Source organism: Butyrivibrio sp. FC2001 (genome assembly GCF_000424125.1).
Taxonomy (GTDB): domain Bacteria; phylum Bacillota; class Clostridia; order Lachnospirales; family Lachnospiraceae; genus Butyrivibrio.
On sequence record NZ_AUJH01000011.1, the window covers coordinates 43,040 to 68,436 of the forward strand.

Below are 25,397 nucleotides of genomic sequence, written 5' to 3' on the forward strand. Positions count from 1 at the left end.
AAATGGCAGAGAGTTTACTTCAGATCAGGAATCTGTCCGCCTCCTATGATGAAAGCTTTGTGCTGAAGGGGATTGACTTAACCGTGTATAAAGGCGAGATACTCTGTATCGTCGGCGAGAGCGGATCCGGAAAGTCTACACTGATAAAGGCAATATGCAGTGACAAGAGCGTCAGGGTGACGGAGGGGGACATTTTATTCAGAGAGAAAAGATGTGGTCATGAACTTCTTGGCAGCAGCATAGGACTTGTTCAACAAAATCCTGAGGGAGCATTTAATCCGCTAAGGGCCTTTGATGTCCAGTTTAAGGAATCCTTGAAGAGTCACAAACGTGAACTCGATAAGAAAAAGCTTTCCGGGATTTTTACAACCCTTGGACTTAAGGATGCTGAAAAGCTGCTGAAGATGAGACCCTTTGAAATGAGTGGAGGCATGAATCAGAGAATGGCCATAGCAGCGTCTCTTATACTAGAGCCAGAGCTCCTTTTGTGTGACGAGATAACCAGTGCTCTGGATGTGTCAACCGCTATTGCTGCTGTGGATGAGCTATTAAGGCTTCGCAGTGAGCTTGGGGTTACCATCGTTTTTGTAACTCACAACCTTGGAATAGCAGCCAATATTGCGGATAGAGTGGCTATTATGTACCAGGGGAAAATTGTTGAGATTGGAGATGCCGGTGATGTCCTTAGGAATCCGAAGCATGATTATACAAAGGGACTTTTAAGGGATGTTCCGAAGCTAAAACTAAGTTAAAGGCGATGTAAGATATGGTTTTACTTGAGGGTAAAAATCTTAATAAATGTTTCAATGATAAGCAGGGGTACACCAATGCCCTGAAGGATGTGAGCTTTTCGTTAAACAAGGGCGAAGTCCTTGGCGTAGTCGGCGAGAGCGGCTCGGGAAAGAGTACTCTTTTGAGGGTGGTTTCGGGAATGATTCCGCCAACAGGAGGATCCCTCCTTTATAAGGGTGAAGAATATACAGGGAAAAAGCCCAGGAAGACAGGCGAGTTCCTTCAGGTGATCTTCCAGAATGCAAAGAGCTCCTTTGACCCGAGAATGACTATGGAAAAAGCCATTTTGGAAAATGGAAGAGGAAAAAAGGACAGGGCTGAGATCTTAGAGCTTCTTAAGCTGGTTGGCCTCGAGGAGAGACAGCTTTCAAAAAGGGCAGGGGAGCTTTCCGGCGGTCAGTGCCAGAGAATGTCAATTGCAAGAGCTTTTTATTCGGAAGCTGAAATACTTCTCTGTGATGAAATAACCAGTGCGCTTGATGTATCTACCCAGGCGAGGGTAGTTGAGCTATTACAGAAATTAAAAAGTGATGGGAAGTTGTCAGCGATTTTCATATCCCACGACATTGCACTTGTCAGCATGATCTGTGACAAAATCATGGTGATGAAGGATGGAAGCTGTGTTGAACAGGGAACAGCTGCTGAGGTTATTGGCAGCCCTAAGGATGAGTATACAAAGCTACTGATTGACAGTGCCATAAGACAGAGTGTATAAAGGAAAAATATGTTTAGTAATAAGAATTCTATAAGTATAAAAAATCACGAATATTGGATTGATAGAGCCAGTGGGTACTCTGAGGTCAACAGGGAAGAGCTTGATGGCGACCAGAGGAAAAGGTGGTCTAAGCTGCTTGATGAAGAAATAATGGAGCATTTTGGTATTTCTCCGGATGATAGAAGAAATATCAGAATTCTTGATATTGGTGCAGGCCCCGGTTTTATTTCTATAATTCTCGCAGAGCTGGGATACAGCGTGACTGCGGCAGATTTTGCCAGGACCATGCTTAAGGAAGCAAAGAAGAATGCGGGAGAGCTTGCAGATAGAATTGAATTCAGGACAGAGAATGCCATGGAACTGGGATTTGCTGATGACAGCTTTGATGTGGTCTTTTCAAGGAATCTCACATGGAATCTTCCGGATCCTCAAAAGGCCTATGGTGAATGGATGAGAGTTCTTAAAAACGGAGGTATGATGCTTGTTTTTGATGCCAACTGGTATGCTTATCTTCGCGATGAAGATAAGAAGGCGCAGTATGAGCAGGATAGAGTCAATGTGAAGGAAAAGGGCTTTGGAGATTATAATATAGGTGACAATTTTGATGTCATGGAGCATATAGCTGAGAAGCTTCCGCTTACCGGGATAGACAGACCTGCCTGGGATGTGGACTATTTTCGTAAAAACAGGGTGAAATCCGTAACAAGTATAGAAGACATAGGTTCAAGGGTTTACACGGAAAAAGAGCTGGTAAACTATGCATCGACTCCTATGTTTATGGTAAAGGTTGTTTTATAAATGAGTGAATTAAAGTACATTCCCTTTGAGGAAGAGTCAGAGGGTATTAAGGATAGAGTAACGAACTATTGGACAGAGAGAGCTGAGAGCTTTTTCGAACAGAGACAGCATGAGCTTAACAGTTCAAAGGCAGGAAAGTGGCTGTTTGAAATAAAGAAAAAGATGGGAGAGGCTTTCGGAGACAGAACTCTTAAGATTCTTGATGTTGGCTGCGGCGCCGGATATTTTCCTGTGCTTCTTGGAAAAGAAGGACAGGAAGTAACGGGGATAGACCTTACGCAGAAGATGATAGATGAGGCAAGGGAGCTTATCAGGCTTAACGGACCATATGAGAAATCGGTTGAGGTCAAAGTGATGGATGCGGAGGAGCTTTCCTTCGAGGATGAGACCTTCGACATGGTAATCACAAGGAATCTTACCTGGACACTGCCCCATCCTGTGGAGGCGTATAAGGAATGGCTTAGGGTACTGAAAAAAGGAGGGCTTCTTCTTAATTTCGACGCTGAATACGCCAAGGGTGCGCATAACCTTAAGACATTAGAGAATCTGGCTCACAGAAATATAAGCGATAAGCTTAAGGACGAATGCCATGAGATATATCATATGCTTACAATAAGCGCTTTAGACAGACCTGAGTGGGACAGGGAGATCCTGGAGAGACTGGGATACTGTAATATCCAGTGTGATACAGGATTTGCGGATAGAATTTTCTCTGAGAAGGATGAATTCTATATTCCGGATAGGATGTTTATGATAAGTGCAAGGAAATAGAGCCTGAGTCTGCCGTGCTTGGCAATAAGGCAGGGACTTCACCAGGTGTAGGCGATTGTGTTTGGAAATAATGGAACATATTAAGTGATTTGGTACCCTTTTATACTGATATTTAAACCTTTTTTGAGACTGATTGGAAATATTAGAGCTTTTTTGTTGATTTGGTATCCGTGCTTTGTAAAAATATGGGTACCAAATTACAAGAAAGCTTGTAATATTTCCTTTTTTCTTCAAAATACCTTTTAAAGAAGCTATAAATGGATACTAAAGTCGCGAAAAGAGGTACATATTTCCTTCTATTGAAACACAGTGAATATTATCCTTTTTTATGTTCTGATCTAACGTGATAAGCTATACTATATCTAAGGAAATAATGGTGGTTTGAGATATAATTAAGAAGAAATATTGGATTTTTCGGGAGGATAGAAATGGCAGAACTAAAGTGTCCGCATTGCGGACAGGTATTTTCTGTGGATGATACAGAGCTAAGCTCGATTGTGAGCCAGATAAGGGATGAGGAGTTTAACAAGGATGTTGAGAAGCGAATAAATGAACTTCAGCAGCATCTTGGGGAAAAGCACAAGCTGGAGCTGGATGCAGTTAACTCTGATCTGAAGCTTAAGATGCAAGCGGAATTTGAGAAGCAGCTACAGCAGCTTCGTTCAGAGCATGAAAAGGAACTCAGTAAACTTAGGGAGGAGGTTTCCAAGGCTGAGCTGGAAAAGCAGAAGCTTACGGGACAGATTGAGAGAGCTGAAGATAAGCAGAAGGTAGCAGTTCTTGAGGCTGTAAAAGAAGTTGAGGATGAAAAGCGTGACCTTGAGAGAAATCTTCAGGCAGAAAAAGAGAAGTCTCAGATTCTTCTCGCCCAGAAGGATGAGCAGATAGAATTCTATAAGGATTTAAAGACAAAGATGTCCACTAAGATGGTTGGTGAAACCTTGGAGCAGCACTGTGAGATACAGTTTAATCAGCTTAGGGCAACCGCTTTTAATAATGCATATTTTGAGAAGGACAATGATGCCAGATCCGGAAGTAAGGGTGATTATATTTACCGCGAGAACGACGAATTCGGTAATGAAATCATATCTATCATGTTTGAGATGAAAAACGAGATGGATACTACTTCCACAAAGCATAAGAATGAGGACTTCTTCAAGGAACTTGATAAGGACAGAAGGGAGAAAAACTGCGAATATGCCGTTCTGGTATCTCTTCTTGAGTCTGACAGTGAACTCTACAATGCAGGAATAGTGGATGTTTCCTACAAATATGACAAGATGTATGTTGTAAGACCCCAGTGTTTTATCCCGATGATCACACTGCTCAGGAATGCTGCAATGAATGCACTCATGTACAAGCAGGAGCTTGCAGAGATCAGGAACCAGGATATTGATATTTCCAATTTCGAGGACAGTCTTTTAAAGTTCAAGGATGACTTTGGAAGAAATTATGAGCTTGCTCATTCTCACTTTGATAAGGCTATAGATGAAATTGATAAGACTATACAACACCTTGAAAAGGTTAAGAAAGAACTTCAGGGTTCAGATAATCAGCTTAGGATTGCCAACAATAAGGTGGATGAGGTAAGTGTTAAGAGATTAACCAGGGGGAATCCAACAATGCAGGCAAAGTTCGAAGGACTTCAAAAAAAGTAAGTATAAAAAATTAGAGGGGGAGTGCTTTGGATAAAAGAAAACGGTTACAGAGGAAGGGCAGAAATCTTGGGGTTATTCTGCTGTCTTTACCCACACTGATTTGGTATGTAATATTCTGTTATTTGCCTATGTTCGGAATCGTAATTGCTTTTAAGCGATATAAACCGATTCCGGGCAAAGGGTTTATTTATTCGCTCTTTCAGAGAAGTCCCTGGGTGGGATTAGATAATTTCAAATATTTGTTTTTAAATCCGCAAATGCTTTTGACGGTACGTAATACGCTTGCGTATAATCTGATTTTTCTTGTCATTGACACTATATTGCCTGTAGCGCTGGCTATAATGCTGTCATATTTATATTCCCAAAGGCTTTTAATGGCAGTTCAGACTGCAGCTATGCTTCCACACTTCCTTTCCTGGGTAGTGGTAAGCTATTTTCTCTATGCTTTCCTTTCAACAGACAGAGGATTTTTCAATAATTTCCTGATAAATATGGGAAACAATCCGGTCAGATGGTATCAGAATCCGGATGTATGGCCTGCGATCCTTATAATTACACATACCTGGAAGGCTTATGGATATGCGCTTGTGATGTATATGGCATATATCACAGCTATTGACCAGGAGCTATACGATAGTGCCATTGTTGATGGGGCAGACGTATTTCAGATGATAAATCATATAACACTTCCTATGTTAAGGCCAATAATACTGATTCTTCTTATTTTGAATCTGGGTAATATCCTTAACACTGATTTTGGGTTATTTTTTCAGGCTACAAAAAATTCAGGTTCTATTTTGTCATCCACACAGACTATTGACGTATATACCTATAAGGCCTTGATGGAAAATGCGAACTATGGATATAGTGCTGCAGCCAGCCTGCTCCAAAATACAGTAGGATGTTTCCTGCTGATCATTGCTAATTATGTTGCAAAGAAAATCAGTCCGGAAGAAGGAATATTATGAAAATAATACGACCGCGAAACAATGTGATCATCAGCCTTCTGGCAATAATAATAGCTATTGTAACCATATTACCGATTGTTTTCGTATTCATCATTTCTTTTTCATCTGAGCAATCTATTGTAAAAAGGGGATATAGCTTTATTCCGGAGGAGCTCTCGCTTGAAGCATATACATATCTGATGGCAAGTATAGATGTTATAGGAAGAGCGTTTCTGCTTAGTCTTTTCATAATGGTCGTGGGAACTGCATTATCCCTCTGGCTTATAAGTACTATGGCATTTGCAATAAGCCGAAGTGAATGCAGACTGCAAAAGCTTTATATGTTGTTAATTATAATTCCTATGTTTTTCAGTGGCGGCCTGGTGGCTTCGTATGTTGTAAATACACAGTTTTTGAGTATGAAAAATACAGTGCTTGCACTTATACTTCCCGGAGCATGTTCGAGCTGGTACATTCTGGTAATGAAAACGTACTTTAAACATCAGATACCTGAGGAACTACTGGACGCAGCACGTACTGACGGTGCGACAACCCTCAGTCTTTTTTTACAGATAGTATTACCGCTGTCAAAGCCCATTCTGGTGACAGTAGGTATATTTGAGGCATTTGCGTATTGGAACAGCTGGTATTATGCGATGCTGTATATAAGTCAGAGCCACAGTGAGTTATATCCGCTGCAATACGTTCTTTATTCCATACAAAAGAATATTGAATTTGTTTCACTTAATGACAGGATATCAGGCGCCGTAGTCAGACAGCTCCCTACTGAATCCTTTCGTATGGCGGTAGTTGTGGTAATAACGATTCCTATATTGATCGCTTATCCGCTTCTGAATAAATATCTTGAAAAGGGGATAATGGCAGGCGGTTTAAAGGGGTAACTTTTCATAAACTAAACATATTTTTGCATGACGCTAATGAACAGGAGGACTTTAAAATGAAAAAAAGACTGGCACTAATTCTTGCAGGAGCTTTCATTGTACTTGCTGCATGTGGAAAAACGGAGCAGAGTACTACAACACAAGCTGACAAGGCACCGGAGCAGGATGCGAAAACAGAAGAGACAATAGAGCAGGCGGCTGAGGAAAATCCGGCAGAGGACTTGGGGGAACCCATTCATCTTGTGTGGTGGGTTTATGATGAAGGCGTCCCGAAAGATCTTGATAAGGTACTTCAGAAAGCCAATGAGATCAGTGCTGAAAAGATAGGTGTGACTGTTGAGATGCAATTTAAAAATGAAGAGCAGTTTCCGCTTGATATGACAGCCGGTGAGTACTATGACATGACCTTTGCCTGTGACTGGTGCAATGATTTTGATGATAATGCAAGGCTTGGTTATTTCTATGACATTACGGATATGGTTCAGGAGACTGCCCCGGAGCTTTATAAGGCAGTTGATCCATGGTGGGAAATAGGAACGCTTAACGACAGAATTTATGGAGTTCCCATGCTTAAGGATCTGGGGGCAGAGGTCTTTTTCAGACTTAACAGCGATTATTATGAGGGTGAAAAGGGAATGACTATTCCTGAAGATATGACCTTCGAGGATCTGGAACCTCTTCTTGAAATGTGGAAAAAGGATAATCCTGATGGATACCCACTTTATATGGGAAGACACGGACTTAGTGGTATGGATAGTGAGCATGAGACAATTGTCTCATCCTATCTTGTAATTCCTTACAGTAAGGCCGGTACTCCTGAAGGCACCAGGATAATCCCTATCTGGGAGGACGAGGACTATATGAACATGCTAAGATGCCTTCACAGATGGTATGAAAAGGGATATATAAATCCTGATGCTGCCACTACAACCGAGTTTCCTTACTCGATCTTAGCTCCGGTCAGAACAGGAACCGCCTGGACCGGATACATGGGATGGTCGGATCCTGAAGCAGTAGGTTTTAATGTAAAGCTCTCACGTTTTATCGGACCAAACATATCACGTGCAACTGAGCAGGGGGCGCTGTTTGCTATAAATGCTGCTGCTCCGGAAGAAAATGTAAAAGCATGTCTGAGATATATGGAGCTCCTATACACAGATGTTACGTTTAGAGATATTTTGGCGTACGGAATAGAAGGAGAACATTTCAATTACTATGAAGGAACTGTAATCAGGACAAGCGAAGGATCTGAAGGGTATTTAATGGATAATTTTGTCACAGGTCCATCAATAAGTGCTTCTGTGGTTTCAGCAAGCAAGGAGTTAATGGCAGATCCTGATCAGTGGACTAAGGTCTATGAAGGCTATAAAAACGCTAAGCAAAGTGATACCAGAGGATTTAGTTTTAATGCCGAAAACACTGAAGCAGAGATAGCTGCGATGGATGCTCTTTGGAATAGCTGTTACTATGATCTTGTAACAGGAACGATTGATCCTGACGCTAAGATGGAAGAACTAAAGGGGCTTATGGAGGATGCAGGGCTATTGACTGTACAGGATGAAGCGCAAAAGCAGCTGGATGAATATCTTAAGAGCATGGAGTGATTTTGTCTGATATGAAAAACAAGGATTACGCCTATAGAGAGTTTTTTTCTAATTATGATTACTACTGGCTTAAATATACGATGGAAAGAGGCGCATCGGAGAGGGTATCTTCTCTTCTTGTGGGTCATTCTCTGCCAAGGTTTGCAATAAATGACAGGGATATTGACGGACTTATCAATCTGTCATTTTTGTCACAGGATTATTACTACTCAGGAAAAATTATAGAGCGTGCGTTGGATGTTATCCCCTCACTAAAGACAGTGATTTTGGGAACAAGTTATGTTTCACCCTTTATAGACTTATCCAGGATGAAGAATAGAGATGAGCTTTCGCGAATTGTGAAGGTATATGACAGGTATTTTCATGATCATCATAATGCTGACATGGTCTCATGTGAGGATATTCGTAAAAAGCTCCTGGATAATAATGTTCACGCTTTTGATGAGGAGTTTGAAAAGGAAGAGTTCTTTAAAATGTATGATGAGAGAAAGGATGACTATTTTTGCAGGGAGCGTGACAGGCAGAGCCTTTCGGATGTTGTATGGGGGGAGCTTTCTGAGGAGAAGCGGCTTGAAGAGACAAAAATAAGAGCAGATTTCCATAACAGGCTTTGGGAGCATAGGAACACCTATGACGAAAATACTAAGATACTGCGAAATATAGCGAACCTGTGCCATGATAAAGGAGTGCATTTTTTTATGATGGTTTTTCCGCTAAACAAGGACTACAGGGAGCTTATTAATCCGGAATACAGAGTCCATTATCAAAGACAGATTGATGGCATACCGGTGGAATATCGTCCGAAATGTTTTGATTTTTCTGATATATCTCAGATAGATTCTGTAACGGATTTTGTGGATGCGGATCATTTAAATGATATAGGTGCAGCAAAAATGACTGCGATTTTTTTGAATACGTTGGAGAATGCTAAATGATAGGAATATGGTTTAATCATGAGGACTATCGCCTGCGATCGCGGAAGCATACTGATTTTAGCGTGTTGAAGATGGCCGGAATAACAGATGCATATATACTCATCAAGGGTATGGAGGATGACATAAGAATTACTGAGGACTTATTTTTGCAGACGCAGTTTCTTTTCGATGAAATGAAGGTGCTTGGTATAAGAACTCATGGTAATTTTATGTGCAGCCATGACAAGTACTATTGCAGAAAATACCCGGATAGAGCGGATACTACCTTGCCTGGTGACAAAAGTAAATACAGGATATCACATGTTGATCCCTATTATCTTGAGTATCTTGAAAACGCGATTTTTACTGCAAACGATATATTTGACATGGATGGAATCCAGCTAGATTTCCTGCGGTATGGAATTGTTGCAAATGGATGGAGCAAATTAGAGGAACAGATTTATGAAGAACACGGATTAAATGTTCAGACATTTAAACGGGAGCTCCTTGAACATTATGATTCTAATAAGGCAGGATATAATCTGTTACCGATAGTGTCACGCTATTATCAAAATGACGAGCAGCTTATATCCTTTGTAAATGGAAGGAGAAGCGTAATAAAAGGTTTTGTGAGATCCTTGTCTGAAGCTATAAGAGAGAGACTTCCTGAAAAGGAGCTCTCGATAGCAATGATGCCAGAGGGGTTACTCCCGGATCAAAAGGGATTTGCACTTTTTCATTATGGGCAGGATTACAACGACTTTGCACCCTTTGCAGATCGCCTCTTTCCAATGGCTTATGCCGGTGCCTATGGGGAAAAATCTGATTGGGTTGGTAGCGTTGCAAAAGGCGCTTCACTATGTTTAAAAGGTGCAGTCATGGGGCTTGAATGTACTGAACCTCGCACTGCTATGGATATACAGGGCGACCTGAATGAGGTAATAAAATATAAAAATGATGGATTTTGCCTATTCAGATATGGAAGGATGATCTTTGCCCTGGAAGAAGATAATGACACACTTCTTTTCAATACTTATCCCGGAACTGTTAAGAGTTTGCTTCTTGTAAAATCAGATGAGCAGGAGGAAAAGAACTTCGAAATTGAAGAGGGAAGCTGGCTACGAATAAATGGCCATTTTGATATTATCAGAGCCTTTGGTTCTTTCAGAACGGACAGCCAGTCTGTCTATGAAGGAGAGCTCTGTGTGGTAAAAGAGCCGGCAAAATATAATAAATAAGTAGGGGAGAAGAGTTTGAAATGAAGGTTTGGATCAATGCCGACGGAGGCAGTGACAAATTAAAACTGAGCTTGGCTAAAGCTCTTGAGGAAAAAGGAATTTCTGTTTTTGTAGGGAAAACAGACGTCAGTGCACATTATGCCGATTATTTTAATGTGACCTCTGATTATAAATATTATATAAACATATACAATGGCTTTTGCGCTGGAACCATAAGAGAGGCCTACAGCAGGGAAATACAGGATATGCTTAAGGAAAAGGGTGTCACCCTGATGGTTGTATTTGATACTGAACTGTGGCTGGAAGGGATGAGGCCGTATAGATTCGGTGACTTTAGTGGTTATCATGCAAAGAGAGCATGGGATGATAATTTCAGCGAAAAAGAACCTGATATCGAGGATGTCAGGACTTTTTTGATGGATAATAATGCTATATACTGTGCAGGGCCTGATGCGCAGACTATCATGGAGCAGTTTGAAGCAGGTGGATACTTTGAGTGGGAAAAGCAGCATAAATGAATCGGGGCTTAGTTATACAACAGTAGCTTCTGCCTGGTATAATTTTCTGTAGGATTCGCATTTCTCAAGGAGCTGAGAATGAGTGCCCTGATCGAGGATTTTACCATCTTCAACAAAGAATATTATGTCAGAATTAATGACAGTGGATAATCTGTGTGCAATCATGATGATGGTGCGATTGCTACTGAAATTATTTATTGCCTTCTGGATTTTTAACTGAGTTTCGTTATCCAAAGCAGAGGTCGCTTCGTCGAGCAGAATAATTCCAAAATCTTTCAGAAGGCATCGCGCTATTGCCAGGCGCTGCTTTTGACCGCCTGATAAGTTTACACCACCTTCACCGATAATTGAATCATACTTAAGTGGCATAGCCTCAATATCATCAGCTATGCACGCCATTTGGCATACTCTGCGCATTTCTTCCTCGGACATATCAGGTTTTACGAGTGATAAATTATCCCGGATAGATAAGTGGAATAGATACGGATTTTGGCTGACAACGGTAATGTTTCCGCGGAGTGATTCTTTATCAAGGGTTGTGATATCTTCTCCGTCCAGGTAAATTGTACCGGATTTAACTACATTAAGCTTTGTTATAAGCCTGAAAATTGTGCTTTTTCCACAGCCACTTTTTCCTACAAAGGCAGCAGTACTGCCCGCAGGAATGACAAAGTTCATATCTTTCAGTATTTGCCTTGGCTTTAGCCTGGGATCAAAAGAATCATAATGGAAGTTTACATGATCAAAACGGATTTCTCCTTTTACATCATGCAGTTTCTGGTCTCCGAATTCTTCCTTGGGAAATTCAGGACTATAAATTAGTGCACATATTCTATCAGCTGAAAGTTCGAAGCCTTTTTTGAATTCTAAAAACTCTCCAAGAAGAAGCGCTGCACTGCCGTTAAGCTCAGTGTAGAAATTGAATAGTATAACAGCAGTTGCAGGTGCCATGTCATATTTCAAAATGCACGTGGCAACTATACAGATAAACGCAAGGATAGCGATATCTCCAAAGCCCCATCTGGCAAACTTAAAGCGCCAGCTGGTTTGCATCATATTTATGTGGCGCTGGTTGGCAAATCTTATTTGCTTTGATATTTCATTATGAAAAGATTGTTCGCTGTTTAGAGTTTTTATATCGGTAGAACCATTGACCATTTCGGAAATCATACCGGAAACACGTTCATTAGCTTGCCTGAAGGTATTATCATCGGTATACATTCTTTTGGTTCGTTTAAGTTCAATGATGGTTTTGGTGGTGATCATTGTAAAAACATATACGAAAATAGGAGGACTTATAATCAAAAAAGCAATAAGTATGCCTATGTAGTGGAACATCTGAGAAATCTCATCTGCCATTACATTAAAGCTGGTGGCCAGATTGGTGGTATCTGTAGTAAGACGCTGTATGAAAAGGCCTCCGCCCCTGTGTTCTATGCAGGAAGTTTTGATTCGCATGGCGCTATCTACAAGGTCTACCTCGATATCGGATAGTATCCCATTATAAACCCGGTTATAGTATATGTAACAAAAATATATACTGATATCTGCAATAACGCTCACAGCAAAAAGCATTAGTGCAGTGAGGATTATCTGATCAAGAATCTTGTCTGTGTATGAAACAATTACCTTTGCACTTGCCATTGGTAAGGCAATATTCATTAATACATTGATTAACTGTGCACTGACTGCGATGATAAAGTGCTTTTTATGACGTTTAACATATTTCCACGCAAACTTCAGGTTTTTAATGGAAGTAGTGTGAATTGGAATCGTAAAAGAAATCTGATTGCGGTTTTGCTCGTATTGCCACGTAAAATTATTATTGTCCTTTTTGAAAAGACCAAGAATCTCGGTAAAAGGATTTTTTTCAGTTGTAGGATCCAGTGAGGTTCCGTCTATTGTTATCGTGTAGCAGAGTTTCTCAGGGTTTTTGCACATGCGAAAAACAAACTTTGAGTCTTCATCAAAAGAATCCTGATATATAAGGAGCACTTCTTCTGTCATCAGGCGCACTTTAAGACAATCAGTTTGAGCTGCTCCCCATTTCTTAGCAAAATCTTCAGCGTAGGAAACGGCTTTTTCTATGTCTGTCCTTGTCAATTTACCATGCACTTTCATGACACTACCTCAAAGAATGACCATTAAAACATTTGTTGAGTATATTCTAAAATATGATAGAAAATTCACTATAAAAAAATGATTATTTTTTCATAAATTAACTTGTAAAAGCTGTGAAAATCCGCGCTTAAACAATGCCCACCCGGGCATTGTTTATTTGAGCAAGAAATGAATATAAGAAGTAAAGAATTGAATATATATTTGTGCGTAGATTTATAAATAATTAAAGTTAGAAACAATATAGCATTATTCGAAATTGGGAGATTTGGTGTATGAAAAATATATGCATTGATGAAAATTGGATATTTAGAAGAGGTTTTGTAGATTCTCTTGGAGCACTTAAAGAGGATCCCGGGACATTGGTTAATCTTCCACATGATGGAATGATTGGAACGGATGTATCACCTGATGCGCCTGCAAAATCTGACAGCGGGTATTTCGTTGGAGGCCTTACAAACTATACCAAATATATAATGATTCCAAAGGAATGGGAAAATGAGTGCGTGGGGCTAAAATTCGACGGGGCAATGATGAATGTCACTTTCGATGTAAACGGCTGTAAGGTGGGAAGCCAGCACTACGGATATGCACCTTTTTATGTAGACCTTACGGATTATGTAACCTTTGGAGAGGAAAATCGCGTAACGATTAACTGTAATACCAGTATGCATGTAAATTCCCGTTGGTACACAGGCTCCGGACTTTATCGGGGCGTAGAGCTATGTCATGGTCCGAGAGTACACATAGTTAATGACGGAGTATTTGTTTATACAAAGGAAGTAGCAGAGGGCTATGCTTTTGCAGAGGCTGAGGTTACTGTGAAAAATGAGACACTTCAAAACAGACTGGTTGAAGTAGAGATAACTGTGTCCAGAGAAGTTTCAAGTAAAAAGACAGACGAAGCTTCAAAGGGAAAATGCATAACATCTGAAATTATAGATGAAGAGGCGGCAGAAGTTGTTAGCAGAGCAAAGCGTGTAATTCAAATCAATTCCGGAAAATCAGAGACGGCAAAAATAACATTGAATATTAAAAATCCTGCGTTATGGGATGCTGAAAATCCAAACCTATATAAGGTAAAGGCTCAGGTTAAAAGCCTGGGAGTATACCGCACGCACTTCATTCCTGAAAAAACAGATGATATTGATGAGGCAGAAACACTTTTTGGAATAAGAACGATAACAACTGATTCTGTAAGGGGGCTTAGAATCAATGGGCAAACAGTTAAGTTAAAGGGCGGATGTCTTCACCACGACAACGGTCTTCTTGGCAGTGTTTCCTTATATGAAACCGAAGCACGAAAAATAAAGAAGCTAAAGGAAGTGGGCTTTAACGCAATCAGAACTGCTCATAATCCGCCGTCCGCAGCGCTCATAGAGGCCTGCGACAGGCTTGGGATGTACGTCTTCGACGAAGCCTTTGATGCCTGGGGTATGGCAAAGCGCGGTGGTGACTACAGCCAGTTCTTTGAAAATGACTGGAAGAAGGATTTAACTGCCTTTGTAAAAAGGGATAGAAACCATCCTTCTGTTATTTTATGGTCAACGGGTAATGAGATTCCTGAGCGAGGAGGAATTGATAACGGGTATACCCTTGCTACAGAACTTGCAAATACAATAAGAAGTCTTGATGGTACAAGACCTGTAAGTAATGGAATCTGTTCTCTTTGGAGCGGTCTTGATGATGAGCTTATGAAAAATCAGAGCCAGAAGCAGAATTCATCAGAAGGTCTTATTGATACAAGCTGGGAGACAATAACTGAACCCTTTACTAACGGACTTGATGTAGTGGGCTATAACTACATGGAAGAATTATATGAACGCGACCATGAGATGTTCCCAGAGAGAGTAATCTTAGGATCTGAGAACTTTCCAAAGGAAATTGGTTTCAGGTGGCCGCTTGTGGAAAAGCTACCATATGTTATTGGTGAGTTCACCTGGACTGCCTGGGATTATATTGGAGAAGCAGGAATAGGTAAGGCTGATTATATTGATGAGAATGATCCGAGAATAAAAACAGGTGGTTGGTATCTCATGCCTCCTACGGCTTCTCCCTATCCATGGAGACTTGCCAATGATGCGGACTTCGATATCACCGGACATATGCTTCCGCAGGGGGCCTACAGGAGCATTGTGTGGGGGAGTGATAAAATACACCTGTTTTCAATGCATCCGGATACCTTTGGAAAAATTGAGATGATGACAATGTGGGGATTTACGGCAGTTACAGAAAGCTGGAATTATAAAGGGCACGAGGGTAAGCCCATAAGGCTTGTAGTATTCTCAAATGCCGATGAAGTGGAAGTTTTTGTTAACGGTGAATCTATTGGAAGAAAGCCTGTCAGCACTAAGCGACCCATGCCAAACTCCGCATATTTCGATACAGTTTATGCTTCCGGAAAGGTGGAGGCAATAAGCTATGTTGACGGAAAGGAAGTAAGCAGAGATATTCTGCGAACAACAGGAACTCCTGCAAAAGTACGCCTCATACCGGAAAAGAAGCAGATGAAGGCTAACGGACACGATGTGGCCTATGTGGGAATTGAAATTGTTGATAGTGAAGGAAATGTAATTCCTGATGCGGAAATAACACTAAAGGCTGAAGTGAAGCTTGATTCAACTGATGGGCAGGGAAAAGATGCATCAGGGTGCGCATGCCTTGCAGGTTTTGGCTCAGGAAATCCCATAACGGAGGATAACTACACCGATGGCGAGACAGTAACCTTCCGCGGCAGGGCAACAGCTATCCTTAGAGCCGGCTACGAGCAGGGAAAGGCTCAGCTTAAAATCTTTGCAGAGGGATTAGAGGCAGTTCAAGAGGATTTTGATTTGGTATGAAAAATGGGTATGAGGAAAGTTAATATGGAGAAAAACTTAAGTTTATGGTATGAGCAGCCGGCCTCTAAATGGGAGGAGGCGCTTCCTGTGGGAAACGGAAGGCTCGGAGCCATGGTGATGGGCGGCGTTTCAAGGGAAGTAATTTATTTAAATGAAGATAGTATCTGGAGCGGAAAACCAACGGACAGAATAAATAAGGATGCCAGAAATTATCTTGATGAAATACGAAAGCTTATCAGACAGGGAAGAATACCTGAGGCGGAAAAGCTTTCTCTGATGGCTCTTTCGGGGACGCCCAATTCTGAGAGGTCCTACGAGACAGCGGGGGAGTTTATTCTCGAATTTGATGGAGTTACAGATTATAAAAATTACAAAAGAGAACTGAATCTTGAAACGGGCTGCGCCTTAGTTTCATATGAGGCAGACGGAATAAAATATACCAGGGAGTTTATTGCTTCCTTTCCTGATCAGATTATGGCTTATCACCTTAAGGCAGAAGTGGGAAAGCTGAACTTTACGGCCAGACTGGACAGATGTCACAACAGGCTGGATGAAGTGTGGGCAGAGACTGATGAAATCGGTTTTAGGGTGGAGTCAGGAACCGGAATCCCTTTTGCTGTAAGAGTAAAGGCAAGGGTGACGGATGGAGAAGTGTTCACTATCGGGGAGCACCTTGTGGTAAAAGATGCCTCGGAGGTACTTCTTCTGATAGATATCCGGACGGAGTTTTATTGTGGCGATTACGATTATACATGCGGAAATGCCAGGGCTTATTTGAAAAATGACTCGTTAAATTCTGAAGATAAGGCGGGTTCAGTAATCAATAATGTTGACTATGCTGCAAAGAAGAGCTGGAGCGACATATTTGCAGATCATGTGAGTGAATTCAGGCGAGGATTTGGTACTCTATCGCTAAGGCTTGGTGATGATATTGTGGATAGGCAGTGTTTGCCTACCGACAAGCGACTTCAGGCTTTAAAAAACGGGGAAAAGGACCCGGATCTTTTTGCACTTTATTTCCAATACGGAAGATATCTTCTTTTTTCATCGAGTCGTGGAAAGTGTCTTCCCGCAAACCTGCAGGGAATATGGAATAACAGTATGACTCCGCCCTGGGACAGCAAATTTACAATAAACATAAATGCGGAGATGAATTACTGGATTGCGGAGAGCGGGAATCTCTCTGAATGCCATATGCCCTTTTTCTATTTTTTGAAAAGAGTATGCGATAATGGCAAAAAGACTGCCAAAGAAATGTATGGCTGCAGAGGTTCTGTGGCTCATCATAACTCCGATATTTACGCGGATACTGCACCGCAGGACCACTACATTCCTGCAACCTTCTGGGTCATGGGTGAAGCATGGATGGCGACACACATATGGGAGCACTATCTCTATACCGGGGATAGGGACTTTTTGAGGAATTATTTTGAAATCATGTCCGAATGTGTGGATTTCTTTGAGGATTTCCTGATAGAAAATGAGCTGGGTGAGCTTGTTACATCACCCTCTGTCTCTCCTGAAAATGTTTATATCATGGAGGATGGAACAAGGGGATGCCTTTGCGAAGGCGCAACCATGGACATAGAGATTCTTATGGAGCTTCTGAATGGCTACATAGATGCGTGCGAAGTTCTTGGAGTGAATGATAAGGCAGTAGGAAAAGTTCGGAAAATCCTTGAGAGACTTCCTGAAATTAAAATCGGTAAATACGGGCAGATTCAGGAGTGGCTGGAGGATTACGACGAGCTTGAACCGGGACACAGGCATATTTCCCATCTTTATGGAGTGTATCCAGGAAGCTCAATAAGCTATGAAAAAACGCCTGAACTTATGGATGCAGCTAGAGTGACTTTGGAGAGAAGACTTGCAAACGGGGGAGGTCACACTGGCTGGTCGAGGGCGTGGATTATCGGACTCTGGGCACATTTCCTTGAAGGCGAAAAGGTATACGAAAATCTTGAAGCCCTGCTTTGCCAGGGAACCTTTGACAATCTGATGGATAATCATCCATACGGAGCTGGGGCAGTTTTTCAGATTGACGGCAATCTTGGGGCTTCAGCAGCTATCCTTGAGATGCTGGTGCAATGCAGAGACGGTTATGTAAAGCTTCTTCCGGCACTTCCCAAAGAGTTTTCGGAGGGAAGCATCAGTGGAGTGTGCCTTCGAGGCGGATTTGAGCTTTCTATGGAGTGGAAGGATATGAAGGTGACAAACTGGGAGATAACACGCAGAAAATCAGGAAATGATCATATGACTAATGATGCAGGATCAAAGGATGAAAGGTTTTCAAATACAAGTAATGCCGGTAAAGGTCTGACAGAATTAACGCTTCTGGTTAATGGGGAAGAGCAGGTGCTTAAATTATGATGGATGTAATTCCTGCAAAGGACAGAAGTATTTCAAAGGTATATGAGAAAAATGGGGCTGTTTTCATGGAGTCGGAAACAGGGACTCTCCGGGTGATTCCGCAGAAGGGCGGAATAGTGAGGGTGTCATTTTCCTGTGACGGAGAGTTTTGTGAAAAGCAGGGAGAGGATTTTAAAGATTACTCGGGAAGTATTGAGTATACGCTGGTAGAAGATACAGGAAGCTATGCTAAGAGTAGCGAGTGCCCCAGAATAAAAACTTCTGAGGGAGAAGTGCGCATAGACAAGGCTACAGGAACCGTAGCTTTTTATAATGCATCAGGTGAGCTCCTCTTGTCTGAAAGAGGTAAGAATCCGAGAGAGCTTGAAGAAATCACACTTTACAGAATAGTAAATGCAGATAATGCACAGATTGAGGAAATCGTAACCGCAGACGGAGTAAAGAAAAAGGTTAAGGCCGCTGACCGCGAGGAATATGGCACAGCGTATAAGACCAGAACCTTTTTTGAATTCGATGATGAGGAAGTTCTGACGGGCTTTGGTCAGGGTGAATATGGTGAGTGGAACTTAAGAAACAGTACCTACTACGTCCATCAGGGGAACAGGAAAATTGCCATGCCCATGATGGTTTCAAGTAAAAACTATGGACTGCTGTTTAGTACAGAGTCGCTTATCATGTTTTCTGAAAATGCTGGGAAGGCCTTTGTCCAGACTGAGGCAGATTTCTATCTCGATTATTATTTCCTTTTCGGCAAGGATCTTTTTGATGTTGTGAAAAACTACAGGAGACTGACAGGGAAGGCTTCAATGCTTCCTTTGTGGGCTTATGGCTATATCCAGTCCAAGGAGCGTTACAAAAGTCAGGCTGAGATTTTGGAGACTGCTGATGAATTTCGAAAAAGAAATATCGGTGTGGATTGTCTTGTTCTGGACTGGATGAGCTGGGAGGATGGAAAATGGGGACAGAAGAGCTTTGATGCCAAGAGATTCCCTGATCCAAAGGCGATGATAAAAGAGCTTCATGAAAAAGGGATTCACTTCATGCTGTCTATCTGGCCGAACATGAGTGAGGGTACAGAAAATAACAGAGAGTTTAAGGAGAGAGGCCTCCTTCTTCCGGGAATGAGTATATATAACGCCTTTTCACAGGAGGCAAGAGATTTATACTGGTCACAGGTTGAAAGAGCACTCTATTCCGAAGGCGTTGATTCCTGGTGGTGCGATTCAAGTGAGCCAATAACTCCGGAGTGGGAACACAGCATTGAACCCGCAGATAGTGATAAATACTTTGAATTCAAGGAAAATGCTGCAAACATAATGCCCCTTGAAAAGGCTAATGCTTTCAGTAAATATCATGCCCGGACAATATGGGACGGGCAGAGAAAATGTACGAATGCTAAGCGCGTTGTGAATCTTACAAGAAGCGGCTGGGCAGGAAGCCAGAAATACGGAACCGTTCTATGGTCCGGGGATATTTCTGCAAGCTGGGATACTCTGGCTGAGCAGGTAAGGGCAGGGCTTCAAGTGGCTGCAAGCGGTGTGCCTTATTGGACACTTGATATTGGTGCATTTTTCGTAAAAAACGGTGTTCAGTGGTACTGGGATGGTGATTATCCTAACGGAATAGATAATGAATATAAAAAGCTGTATGTAAGATGGTTTGAGTATGCAGCATTTCTGCCGGTTTTCAGAGCACATGGGACTGATGTGGAAAGAGAACCCTGGGCATTTGGAGACAGTGGAGATGAGTATTATGAAGCCATCTGCAATACAATAAGAACCAGATACAGACTCATTCCGTATATATATTCAATTGCGGCAGCAGCGCATTTCGAGGATAAGCCGATCATGCGACCACTTATGTTTGATTTTCATGAGGATAAAAAGGCGATATCCATTTCGGATCAGTTCATGTTGGGAGATTGTCTTATGGTATGTCCGCTGGTTAGTGACTGCGATGAGCGGAGAGTTTATCTGCCGGAGGGCTGCGGCTGGTATGATTTTTACACAAATCAGTATTATAAAGGTGGACAGGAAATAGTATATGAATGTAAACTTGACAGGATACCGGTCTTTGTGATGGAAGGCTCGCTCATTCCTGTAAAAGAGCCACTTGAATGTACAGACTTTATGAAAAATAAGGACATAGAGGTTTTGGTTTATCCTGGAAGAGATGCTATATTTAAACTGTATGAGGATGCAGGTGACGGATATGGCTACGAGCAGGGAGAGTACTGCGTGATAACCCTTGTATGGGAAGACTTTGAGAAGAAGTTTTCTTATTCATCTGAGGGTGATAAGAGCTTTAAACCCGAGATAAAATATACTGTTATAGATGAGGAATGATTCGTTAATGAGTGCACAAACCACTTCAAAGAAAAAACTTAAAGTATGTATGATAGTGCAGGATCCTAACGTTAAAGGGGGGATTGCTGCTGTCACCGGTGGCTACTACAATAGCCGCCTGGAGAAGGATTTTGATATTACATATGTTGAGTCATATTGCGACGGTGGAAAGCTGACTAAGCTGTTTAAAGCACTTAAGGCATATCGTGAATTTCGTCATGTACTTAGGGCAAACAGGCCCGATTTAGTGCATGTGCATTCATCCTTTGGACCCAGTTTTTTCAGAAAATATCCCATAATTCAGATGGCATATAATGCCGGAATACCGATTGTAAACCACATACACGGTTCTGCACTTGATGAGCTCTACACCAATGCCCCTGATTGGAAAAAGCGCATGGTCGAAAAGAGCTATGGAGAGTGTTCAAAGCTGATTGTGCTATCCGAGGAGTGGAAAAAGAAGATATCAGCAATTGTACCTGCTGAAAAGATAGAAGTCGTTCCTAATTACAGCGTGATCGTTCCGGAGATGATCTCTGAAAAATCCTTGGAAGAACGTTTTGCAAAAAAACAGATTCTGTATCTGGGACGTTTCGATGAATTGAAGGGTGTCGTTGATATTCCTGTGATTGCGGATATAGTAAAGAGAAAATTTCCTGAGGTAAAATTTGTTCTTGGCGGCACCGGTGAGACAGGCCCCACGGAAAATGAGATAAAAAGGCTGCATCTTGAGGATACAGTTCTTATGCCGGGATGGATTCGAGGTGATGAGAAGCTGAAGCTTTTAAAGGAAAGCTCGATATTCCTTCTTCCATCCCACATGGAAGCAATGCCTATGTCAATTCTTGAAGCAATGGGCTATGCGCTTCCTATTGTGTCGTGCGAGGTGGGAGGAATTCCTCAGGTTGTGTCAAAGGATGTGAACGGGAGACTCTATCGCCCTCAGGATGTCGATGGAATGGCTGACGGAATTATTTCGTATTTTTCAGACAAGGCATCCTGGGAAGAGGCCAGCAGGCAAAGCCTAAGGCTTGCAGATGAAGGCTATAGTTTTGAGACACATCTTAATAAGCTGGAAGAGATATACCATTCGGTATGCTTGTAATCAATATGGATTTAGAGCTGATATAAAACAGGTCTGTTGCAAAGATTATTTTCTTGTGTGACAGGCTTGTTTTTAATTTCATAGCTTCCGTTGAAAATCCCCCGTCACACAGATTTTTACACATAAATTGTGGTAAAATAATAACAAATATGCGACAAAGCATTTATCTTAATTCATACATGTTCTAAAAAGGAGAATTCACATGGAACTTAAGAAAATAAATAAGGATTTCACTGTATGTAAGGTTAAAAATCTTGATCATGTAGATATGAGTAAAGAATTTATTTTTGTAAGTAAGACGGATGAGGAAATATCCCTTGTCTGTGAGACTGTGGATGTTCCTTCAAATACCACGGATAGAAGTGATGGATTTAAAGCCTTTAGGATTGAGGGTAAGCTTGATTTTTCACTTATTGGAATTCTTTCCAAGATATCAACAGCGCTGGCTAAGAACAATATTGGAATTTTTGCGATATCTACCTATAACACTGACTATATCCTTGTGAAAAATGAGGACTTCGAGAAGGCAGAGGCTGTTCTTGATGAGAAGGGCTACAGGATCACGGAATAAGTGGTAAAGGAGAACTACTAACGGTAAGACCAAATAAAAAATATAAACACAGAAGGGAACTATTGATCATGAACTCAGAAACAAAAAAGAACTTAGACTTCGTACAGGCGGTGCTTAAGGAGGCAGAGATGTATGCTCATGCAAGCCGTCTTTTGACATATGACCAGGAGACAATCTGCCCTGAAAAAGGAATGGAGGAGCAGGGAGAGATCACAGCATTTTTGCAGAATCAGGTATTCAAGCTCCAGAAGCAGCCAAAATTTGAAGAAGCAATGTTCTACCTCTACGAGCACAGAGATGAGCTTGAGGAGTTTGACAGAGTGTGTGCAGAGCAGCTCTACAGGGATTATGCAAAGACCAGGAACATTACCACAGAGAAGCAGCTTGAGTTTTCAAGGATAATGAACAAGGCATTTGTAGACTGGTCAGCAGCAAGAAAAGCTTCAGATTTTTCAATGTTTGCAGATTCTCTTAAAAAGGTAAGAGACGCAAACATCGAGATGATAAAGCTTCGTGACCCCAAGGATATGGAAGATCTAAACGGAAAGAAGAATGCACCTAGTCTTGATCCGGATAACAAATATTATGTGATGGGACAGCTCATAGGTGACTACGAGCGGGGAATCACCATAGAAGAGCTGGACGAGTGCTTTGAGCACTGCAAGGAGAGACTTGTTCCGCTTCTTAAAAAGATCATGAGTAGCAAGAAGAAAATCCGCACAGATTTCATGCACAAAGAGGTTACCGAAGAGCAGCAGAGAAGGATGACGGATTATCTTATCAGTGTGATCGGCTACGACCTTACAAGAGGTGCATATTCCACATCTGAGCATCCCTTCACAGACTGGATGGGTAAGAATGATATCCGTATAACAACTCATTATTATCCGACAGACTTTGCAGCCAGCATGTACTCTATCATTCATGAGGGCGGACACGCTTTATTTGAGATGCTTCAGCCTGAGGAGAATTATGACCACTTCATAGAGGGTGGCAAAACTCTTGGCATGCATGAGTCAGTTTCAAGAATGTATGAGAACAGACTTGGAAGATCAAAGAGCTTTATCAAGCTGATCTATCCCAAGACCTGTGAGATATTCCCCGAGGCAATGGAGGGAGTATCAGAGGAGGAATTCTACGAGGCAATAAACGTAGTTGAGCCTTCACTTATAAGAACGGAGTCAGATGAATTTACATACACCTTCCACATCATAATCAGATATGAGATTGAGAAGGAGATAATAAGCGGAGACATCGATATCGCGGATATCCCGCGCAGATGGAGAGAGAAATATGAGGAATATCTCGGAGTATCTCCCAAGACAGACAGAGAGGGCGTGCTCCAGGATGTTCACTGGGCATCAGGCTTTGGATACTTCCCTACATACTCAATGGGAAATATGTACAATGCCATGTACTATAACCGCATGAAAAATGAGATCGATATCGACAAGGCAGTTGAAAGCGGAGACTTTGCTACCATCAACAACTGGATGAAGGAAAACGTATTTAAGAAGGCAGACAGACTTTCACCTGCAGAGTGGATAAAGGATATCACAGGAAGAGACTTCACAGCGGATGACTTCCTTGACTATCTTGAGGAGAAGTACTCAGGACTATATGAACTTTAATAGATAACAGATAGGGATAAGGCTTTAACTTTTATGAAGATTATTGCACATCGTGTAAAGTTCATACTGTACCTTATATTCATGCTCGTAAGTCTCTTTCTGGGAGGTGTGGCAATAGCCTACAGATGGGAGATTTTGTGGGTTTTATTCTTTACGCTTCTTTTTGCGCTTTTCCTGGTGCTTGCAGGCTATGTGTATATGTCCAGTCAGAGGGACAGTGCCTACGAGGTTCTCAGAAAGCAGAAGGAAAATGATGAAGAGGACGCCAGAAGAAGAATGGCATATTTTGCAAATATGTCTCATGAGATAAGGACACCCATTAACGCCATCCTTGGATACGACGAGCTTATTCTCAGGGAGTACAATGACCCTGCCCTCAGACAGTATGCCTACAATATCAGATCTGCAGGTAATACGCTGCTTTCTCTGATAAATGATTCGCTGGATTACTCAAGAATCGAAGCCGGTAAGATGGAACTTTTCCCGACAGAGTATGACCTTGGTGTGGTGGTAGAGGATATGATGAGCCTCATCCGCCCCAGGGCGCTGGCGAAGGGGCTTGACCTTAAGGGATATGTGAATGAAAACATCCCCCGCAGGCTTTATGGTGATGCGGACAGATTGAAGCAGTGTATTGCGAATATACTCACAAATGCTGTGAAGTATACAGAGGACGGAGAGATAGATTTCTCAGTTGATTATGAAAGTATTCAGCCCAAGGAGGGAGCTGATGAGCAGGAGATACTTCTTAAGGTTGCTGTCAGAGATACAGGTATCGGTATTAAAAAAGAGGATCTTCAGAGACTTTACAGACCCTTTGAGAGAATTGAGGAAGAGAAGATAAAGTCCATTGAAGGAAGCGGACTTGGAATATCGATCGTAAGGCAGATTTTATCCCTTATGGGGTCGGAGCTTAAGGTTGAAAGTATCTACGGAGAGGGAAGTAATTTCCATTTTGCAATTAAGCAAAAGGTGGTGGGCTATGAACCCATCGGAGATTTTGAGCGGAGCTATGCCAGAAGTGTAATGGATAAGTCACACTTCAAGATTGGCTTTACAGCTACAGATGCAAGGGTTCTTATAGTTGATGATGCAGAGCTTAACCTTGCAGTTATGGAAGGCCTTCTTAATGGAACGGGAATTCAGGTTGATTCCGCTCTTTCCGCACAGACAGGTCTTGAGTGTGCAAAAGCAAATAAGTATGACATGATTTTTATAGACCTTATGATGCCAGGAATGAATGGTCAGCAGATGACCTCCCTTCTTCGCAGCACTAAGGGAATAAATAAGGAAACACCTTGTGTTGCACTGACAGCCGGTGCCCGCCAGGAGGTTAGAAGCGAATATAAAAAGCAGGGATTTACAGATTATCTGTTAAAACCGATTGTATTTAAGGAACTGGAATCTATCCTTATCAGGTATATTCCTGATGAGAAGATAAAAAGAAAAAAGAGCAGTATAAACAGTAAAAATAAGGCAGCAATCCCTGTTCTTGCAACTGATGAGAAGCTTCAGGAAGCATATAAGATTCTGGCGCAGAGGGAGCCTAAATAATCTGTT

Annotated in this window: 19 protein-coding genes; 18 read left to right on the forward strand and 1 reads right to left on the reverse strand. The window is 41.7% G+C overall.

All coding sequences use genetic code 11. From position 1 onward, the window contains the following. Positions 1-2: 2 nt before the first annotated feature. From G601_RS0105205 to G601_RS0105255, 11 genes are all read left to right on the forward strand, one after another. Positions 3-752, forward strand: a complete 750-nt coding sequence (locus tag G601_RS0105205; protein ID WP_026664709.1) for an ATP-binding cassette domain-containing protein — start codon at positions 3-5, stop codon at positions 750-752. A 14-nt stretch (positions 753-766) separates the two neighbouring features. Then, the gene (locus G601_RS0105210; protein WP_026664710.1) at positions 767-1,507 is read left to right on the forward strand and encodes an ABC transporter ATP-binding protein; all 741 of its coding nucleotides are present in this window, start codon (positions 767-769) and stop codon (positions 1,505-1,507) included. Positions 1,508-1,516: 9 nt separating this feature from the next. Continuing rightward, positions 1,517-2,305 (forward strand): class I SAM-dependent methyltransferase, encoded by a 789-nt coding sequence (locus tag G601_RS26750; RefSeq protein WP_051200866.1) that lies wholly within the window; start codon positions 1,517-1,519, stop codon positions 2,303-2,305. Continuing rightward, entirely contained in the window at positions 2,306-3,076 is a 771-nt protein-coding gene (locus tag G601_RS26755; protein WP_026491711.1) for a class I SAM-dependent methyltransferase, read from the forward strand. 428 nt (positions 3,077-3,504) lie between these two features. Beyond that, complete coding sequence (locus G601_RS0105225) at positions 3,505-4,734, forward strand: DUF2130 domain-containing protein (RefSeq protein ID WP_026664711.1); 1,230 nt, start codon at positions 3,505-3,507, stop codon at positions 4,732-4,734. A gap of 341 nt (positions 4,735-5,075) precedes the next feature. Beyond that, positions 5,076-5,702, forward strand: a complete 627-nt coding sequence (locus G601_RS26405; RefSeq protein ID WP_255346161.1) for an ABC transporter permease subunit — start codon at positions 5,076-5,078, stop codon at positions 5,700-5,702. After that, positions 5,699-6,583: a carbohydrate ABC transporter permease gene (locus G601_RS0105235; RefSeq protein WP_035790367.1), complete on the forward strand. Its 885-nt coding sequence runs from the start codon at positions 5,699-5,701 to the stop codon at positions 6,581-6,583. Before G601_RS26405 ends, G601_RS0105235 begins: the two co-directional genes overlap by 4 nt. A 56-nt stretch (positions 6,584-6,639) precedes the next feature. Next, positions 6,640-8,187 carry an ABC transporter substrate-binding protein gene (locus tag G601_RS0105240; RefSeq protein WP_026664714.1) on the forward strand — a complete coding sequence of 516 codons (1,548 nt, stop codon included), beginning with the start codon at positions 6,640-6,642 and terminating at the stop codon, positions 8,185-8,187. Between the two features lie 11 nt (positions 8,188-8,198). Continuing rightward, complete coding sequence (locus G601_RS0105245; protein ID WP_026664715.1) at positions 8,199-9,122, forward strand: hypothetical protein; 924 nt, start codon at positions 8,199-8,201, stop codon at positions 9,120-9,122. After that, a complete protein-coding gene (locus tag G601_RS0105250; protein WP_026664716.1) occupies positions 9,119-10,339 on the forward strand; it encodes a hypothetical protein in 1,221 nt (406 codons plus the stop codon). The genes G601_RS0105245 and G601_RS0105250 overlap by 4 nt, the downstream gene beginning before the upstream one ends. A 20-nt stretch (positions 10,340-10,359) precedes the next feature. Further along, on the forward strand, positions 10,360-10,857 hold the full coding sequence (locus G601_RS0105255; RefSeq protein ID WP_026664717.1) for a hypothetical protein: 498 nt from the start codon (positions 10,360-10,362) through the stop codon (positions 10,855-10,857). 12 nt (positions 10,858-10,869) lie between these two features. On the opposite strand, the gene G601_RS24705 is transcribed toward G601_RS0105255, so the two are convergent. After that, positions 10,870-12,978, reverse strand: a complete 2,109-nt coding sequence (locus G601_RS24705) for an ABC transporter ATP-binding protein (RefSeq protein ID WP_051205609.1) — start codon at positions 12,976-12,978, stop codon at positions 10,870-10,872. 272 nt (positions 12,979-13,250) lie between these two features. Between G601_RS24705 and G601_RS0105265 the strand changes: the two genes are divergently transcribed. The 7 genes from G601_RS0105265 (at position 13,251) to G601_RS22015 (ending at position 25,391) form a co-directional block, all read left to right on the forward strand. Then, positions 13,251-15,815, forward strand: coding sequence for a glycoside hydrolase family 2 TIM barrel-domain containing protein (locus G601_RS0105265; RefSeq protein WP_026664718.1), 2,565 nt, complete (start codon positions 13,251-13,253; stop codon positions 15,813-15,815). A 9-nt stretch (positions 15,816-15,824) separates the two neighbouring features. After that, on the forward strand, positions 15,825-18,185 hold the full coding sequence (locus G601_RS22010; RefSeq protein ID WP_207638024.1) for a glycoside hydrolase family 95 protein: 2,361 nt from the start codon (positions 15,825-15,827) through the stop codon (positions 18,183-18,185). After that, positions 18,182-20,530 carry a glycoside hydrolase family 31 protein gene (locus G601_RS0105275; RefSeq protein ID WP_026664719.1) on the forward strand — a complete coding sequence of 783 codons (2,349 nt, stop codon included), beginning with the start codon at positions 18,182-18,184 and terminating at the stop codon, positions 20,528-20,530. The genes G601_RS22010 and G601_RS0105275 overlap by 4 nt, the downstream gene beginning before the upstream one ends. 7 nt (positions 20,531-20,537) lie before the next feature. After that, positions 20,538-21,635 (forward strand): glycosyltransferase family 4 protein, encoded by a 1,098-nt coding sequence (locus G601_RS0105280; protein WP_026664720.1) that lies wholly within the window; start codon positions 20,538-20,540, stop codon positions 21,633-21,635. 202 nt (positions 21,636-21,837) lie between these two features. Next, positions 21,838-22,206 (forward strand): ACT domain-containing protein, encoded by a 369-nt coding sequence (locus G601_RS0105285; protein WP_026491717.1) that lies wholly within the window; start codon positions 21,838-21,840, stop codon positions 22,204-22,206. Between the two features lie 68 nt (positions 22,207-22,274). Further along, positions 22,275-23,837 (forward strand): carboxypeptidase M32, encoded by a 1,563-nt coding sequence (locus tag G601_RS0105290; protein WP_026664721.1) that lies wholly within the window; start codon positions 22,275-22,277, stop codon positions 23,835-23,837. 33 nt (positions 23,838-23,870) lie between these two features. Further along, a complete protein-coding gene (locus tag G601_RS22015) occupies positions 23,871-25,391 on the forward strand; it encodes an ATP-binding protein (RefSeq protein WP_051200870.1) in 1,521 nt (506 codons plus the stop codon). The last annotated feature ends 6 nt before the right edge of the window (positions 25,392-25,397 follow it).

Bases quoted from the DNA above. Each gene is read 5' to 3' on its own strand.
- G601_RS0105205 (WP_026664709.1), top strand. From the start codon at position 3: ATGGCAGAGAGTTTACTTCAGATCAGGAATCTGTCCGCCTCCTATGAT.
- G601_RS0105210 (WP_026664710.1), top strand. From the start codon at position 767: ATGGTTTTACTTGAGGGTAAAAATCTTAATAAATGTTTCAATGATAAG.
- G601_RS26750 (WP_051200866.1), top strand. From the start codon at position 1,517: ATGTTTAGTAATAAGAATTCTATAAGTATAAAAAATCACGAATATTGG.
- G601_RS26755 (WP_026491711.1), top strand. From the start codon at position 2,306: ATGAGTGAATTAAAGTACATTCCCTTTGAGGAAGAGTCAGAGGGTATT.
- G601_RS0105225 (WP_026664711.1), top strand. From the start codon at position 3,505: ATGGCAGAACTAAAGTGTCCGCATTGCGGACAGGTATTTTCTGTGGAT.
- G601_RS26405 (WP_255346161.1), top strand. From the start codon at position 5,076: ATGCTGTCATATTTATATTCCCAAAGGCTTTTAATGGCAGTTCAGACT.
- G601_RS0105235 (WP_035790367.1), top strand. From the start codon at position 5,699: ATGAAAATAATACGACCGCGAAACAATGTGATCATCAGCCTTCTGGCA.
- G601_RS0105240 (WP_026664714.1), top strand. From the start codon at position 6,640: ATGAAAAAAAGACTGGCACTAATTCTTGCAGGAGCTTTCATTGTACTT.
- G601_RS0105245 (WP_026664715.1), top strand. From the start codon at position 8,199: ATGAAAAACAAGGATTACGCCTATAGAGAGTTTTTTTCTAATTATGAT.
- G601_RS0105250 (WP_026664716.1), top strand. From the start codon at position 9,119: ATGATAGGAATATGGTTTAATCATGAGGACTATCGCCTGCGATCGCGG.
- G601_RS0105255 (WP_026664717.1), top strand. From the start codon at position 10,360: ATGAAGGTTTGGATCAATGCCGACGGAGGCAGTGACAAATTAAAACTG.
- G601_RS24705 (WP_051205609.1), bottom strand. From the start codon at position 12,978: ATGAAAGTGCATGGTAAATTGACAAGGACAGACATAGAAAAAGCCGTT.
- G601_RS0105265 (WP_026664718.1), top strand. From the start codon at position 13,251: ATGAAAAATATATGCATTGATGAAAATTGGATATTTAGAAGAGGTTTT.
- G601_RS22010 (WP_207638024.1), top strand. From the start codon at position 15,825: ATGAGGAAAGTTAATATGGAGAAAAACTTAAGTTTATGGTATGAGCAG.
- G601_RS0105275 (WP_026664719.1), top strand. From the start codon at position 18,182: ATGATGGATGTAATTCCTGCAAAGGACAGAAGTATTTCAAAGGTATAT.
- G601_RS0105280 (WP_026664720.1), top strand. From the start codon at position 20,538: ATGAGTGCACAAACCACTTCAAAGAAAAAACTTAAAGTATGTATGATA.
- G601_RS0105285 (WP_026491717.1), top strand. From the start codon at position 21,838: ATGGAACTTAAGAAAATAAATAAGGATTTCACTGTATGTAAGGTTAAA.
- G601_RS0105290 (WP_026664721.1), top strand. From the start codon at position 22,275: ATGAACTCAGAAACAAAAAAGAACTTAGACTTCGTACAGGCGGTGCTT.
- G601_RS22015 (WP_051200870.1), top strand. From the start codon at position 23,871: ATGAAGATTATTGCACATCGTGTAAAGTTCATACTGTACCTTATATTC.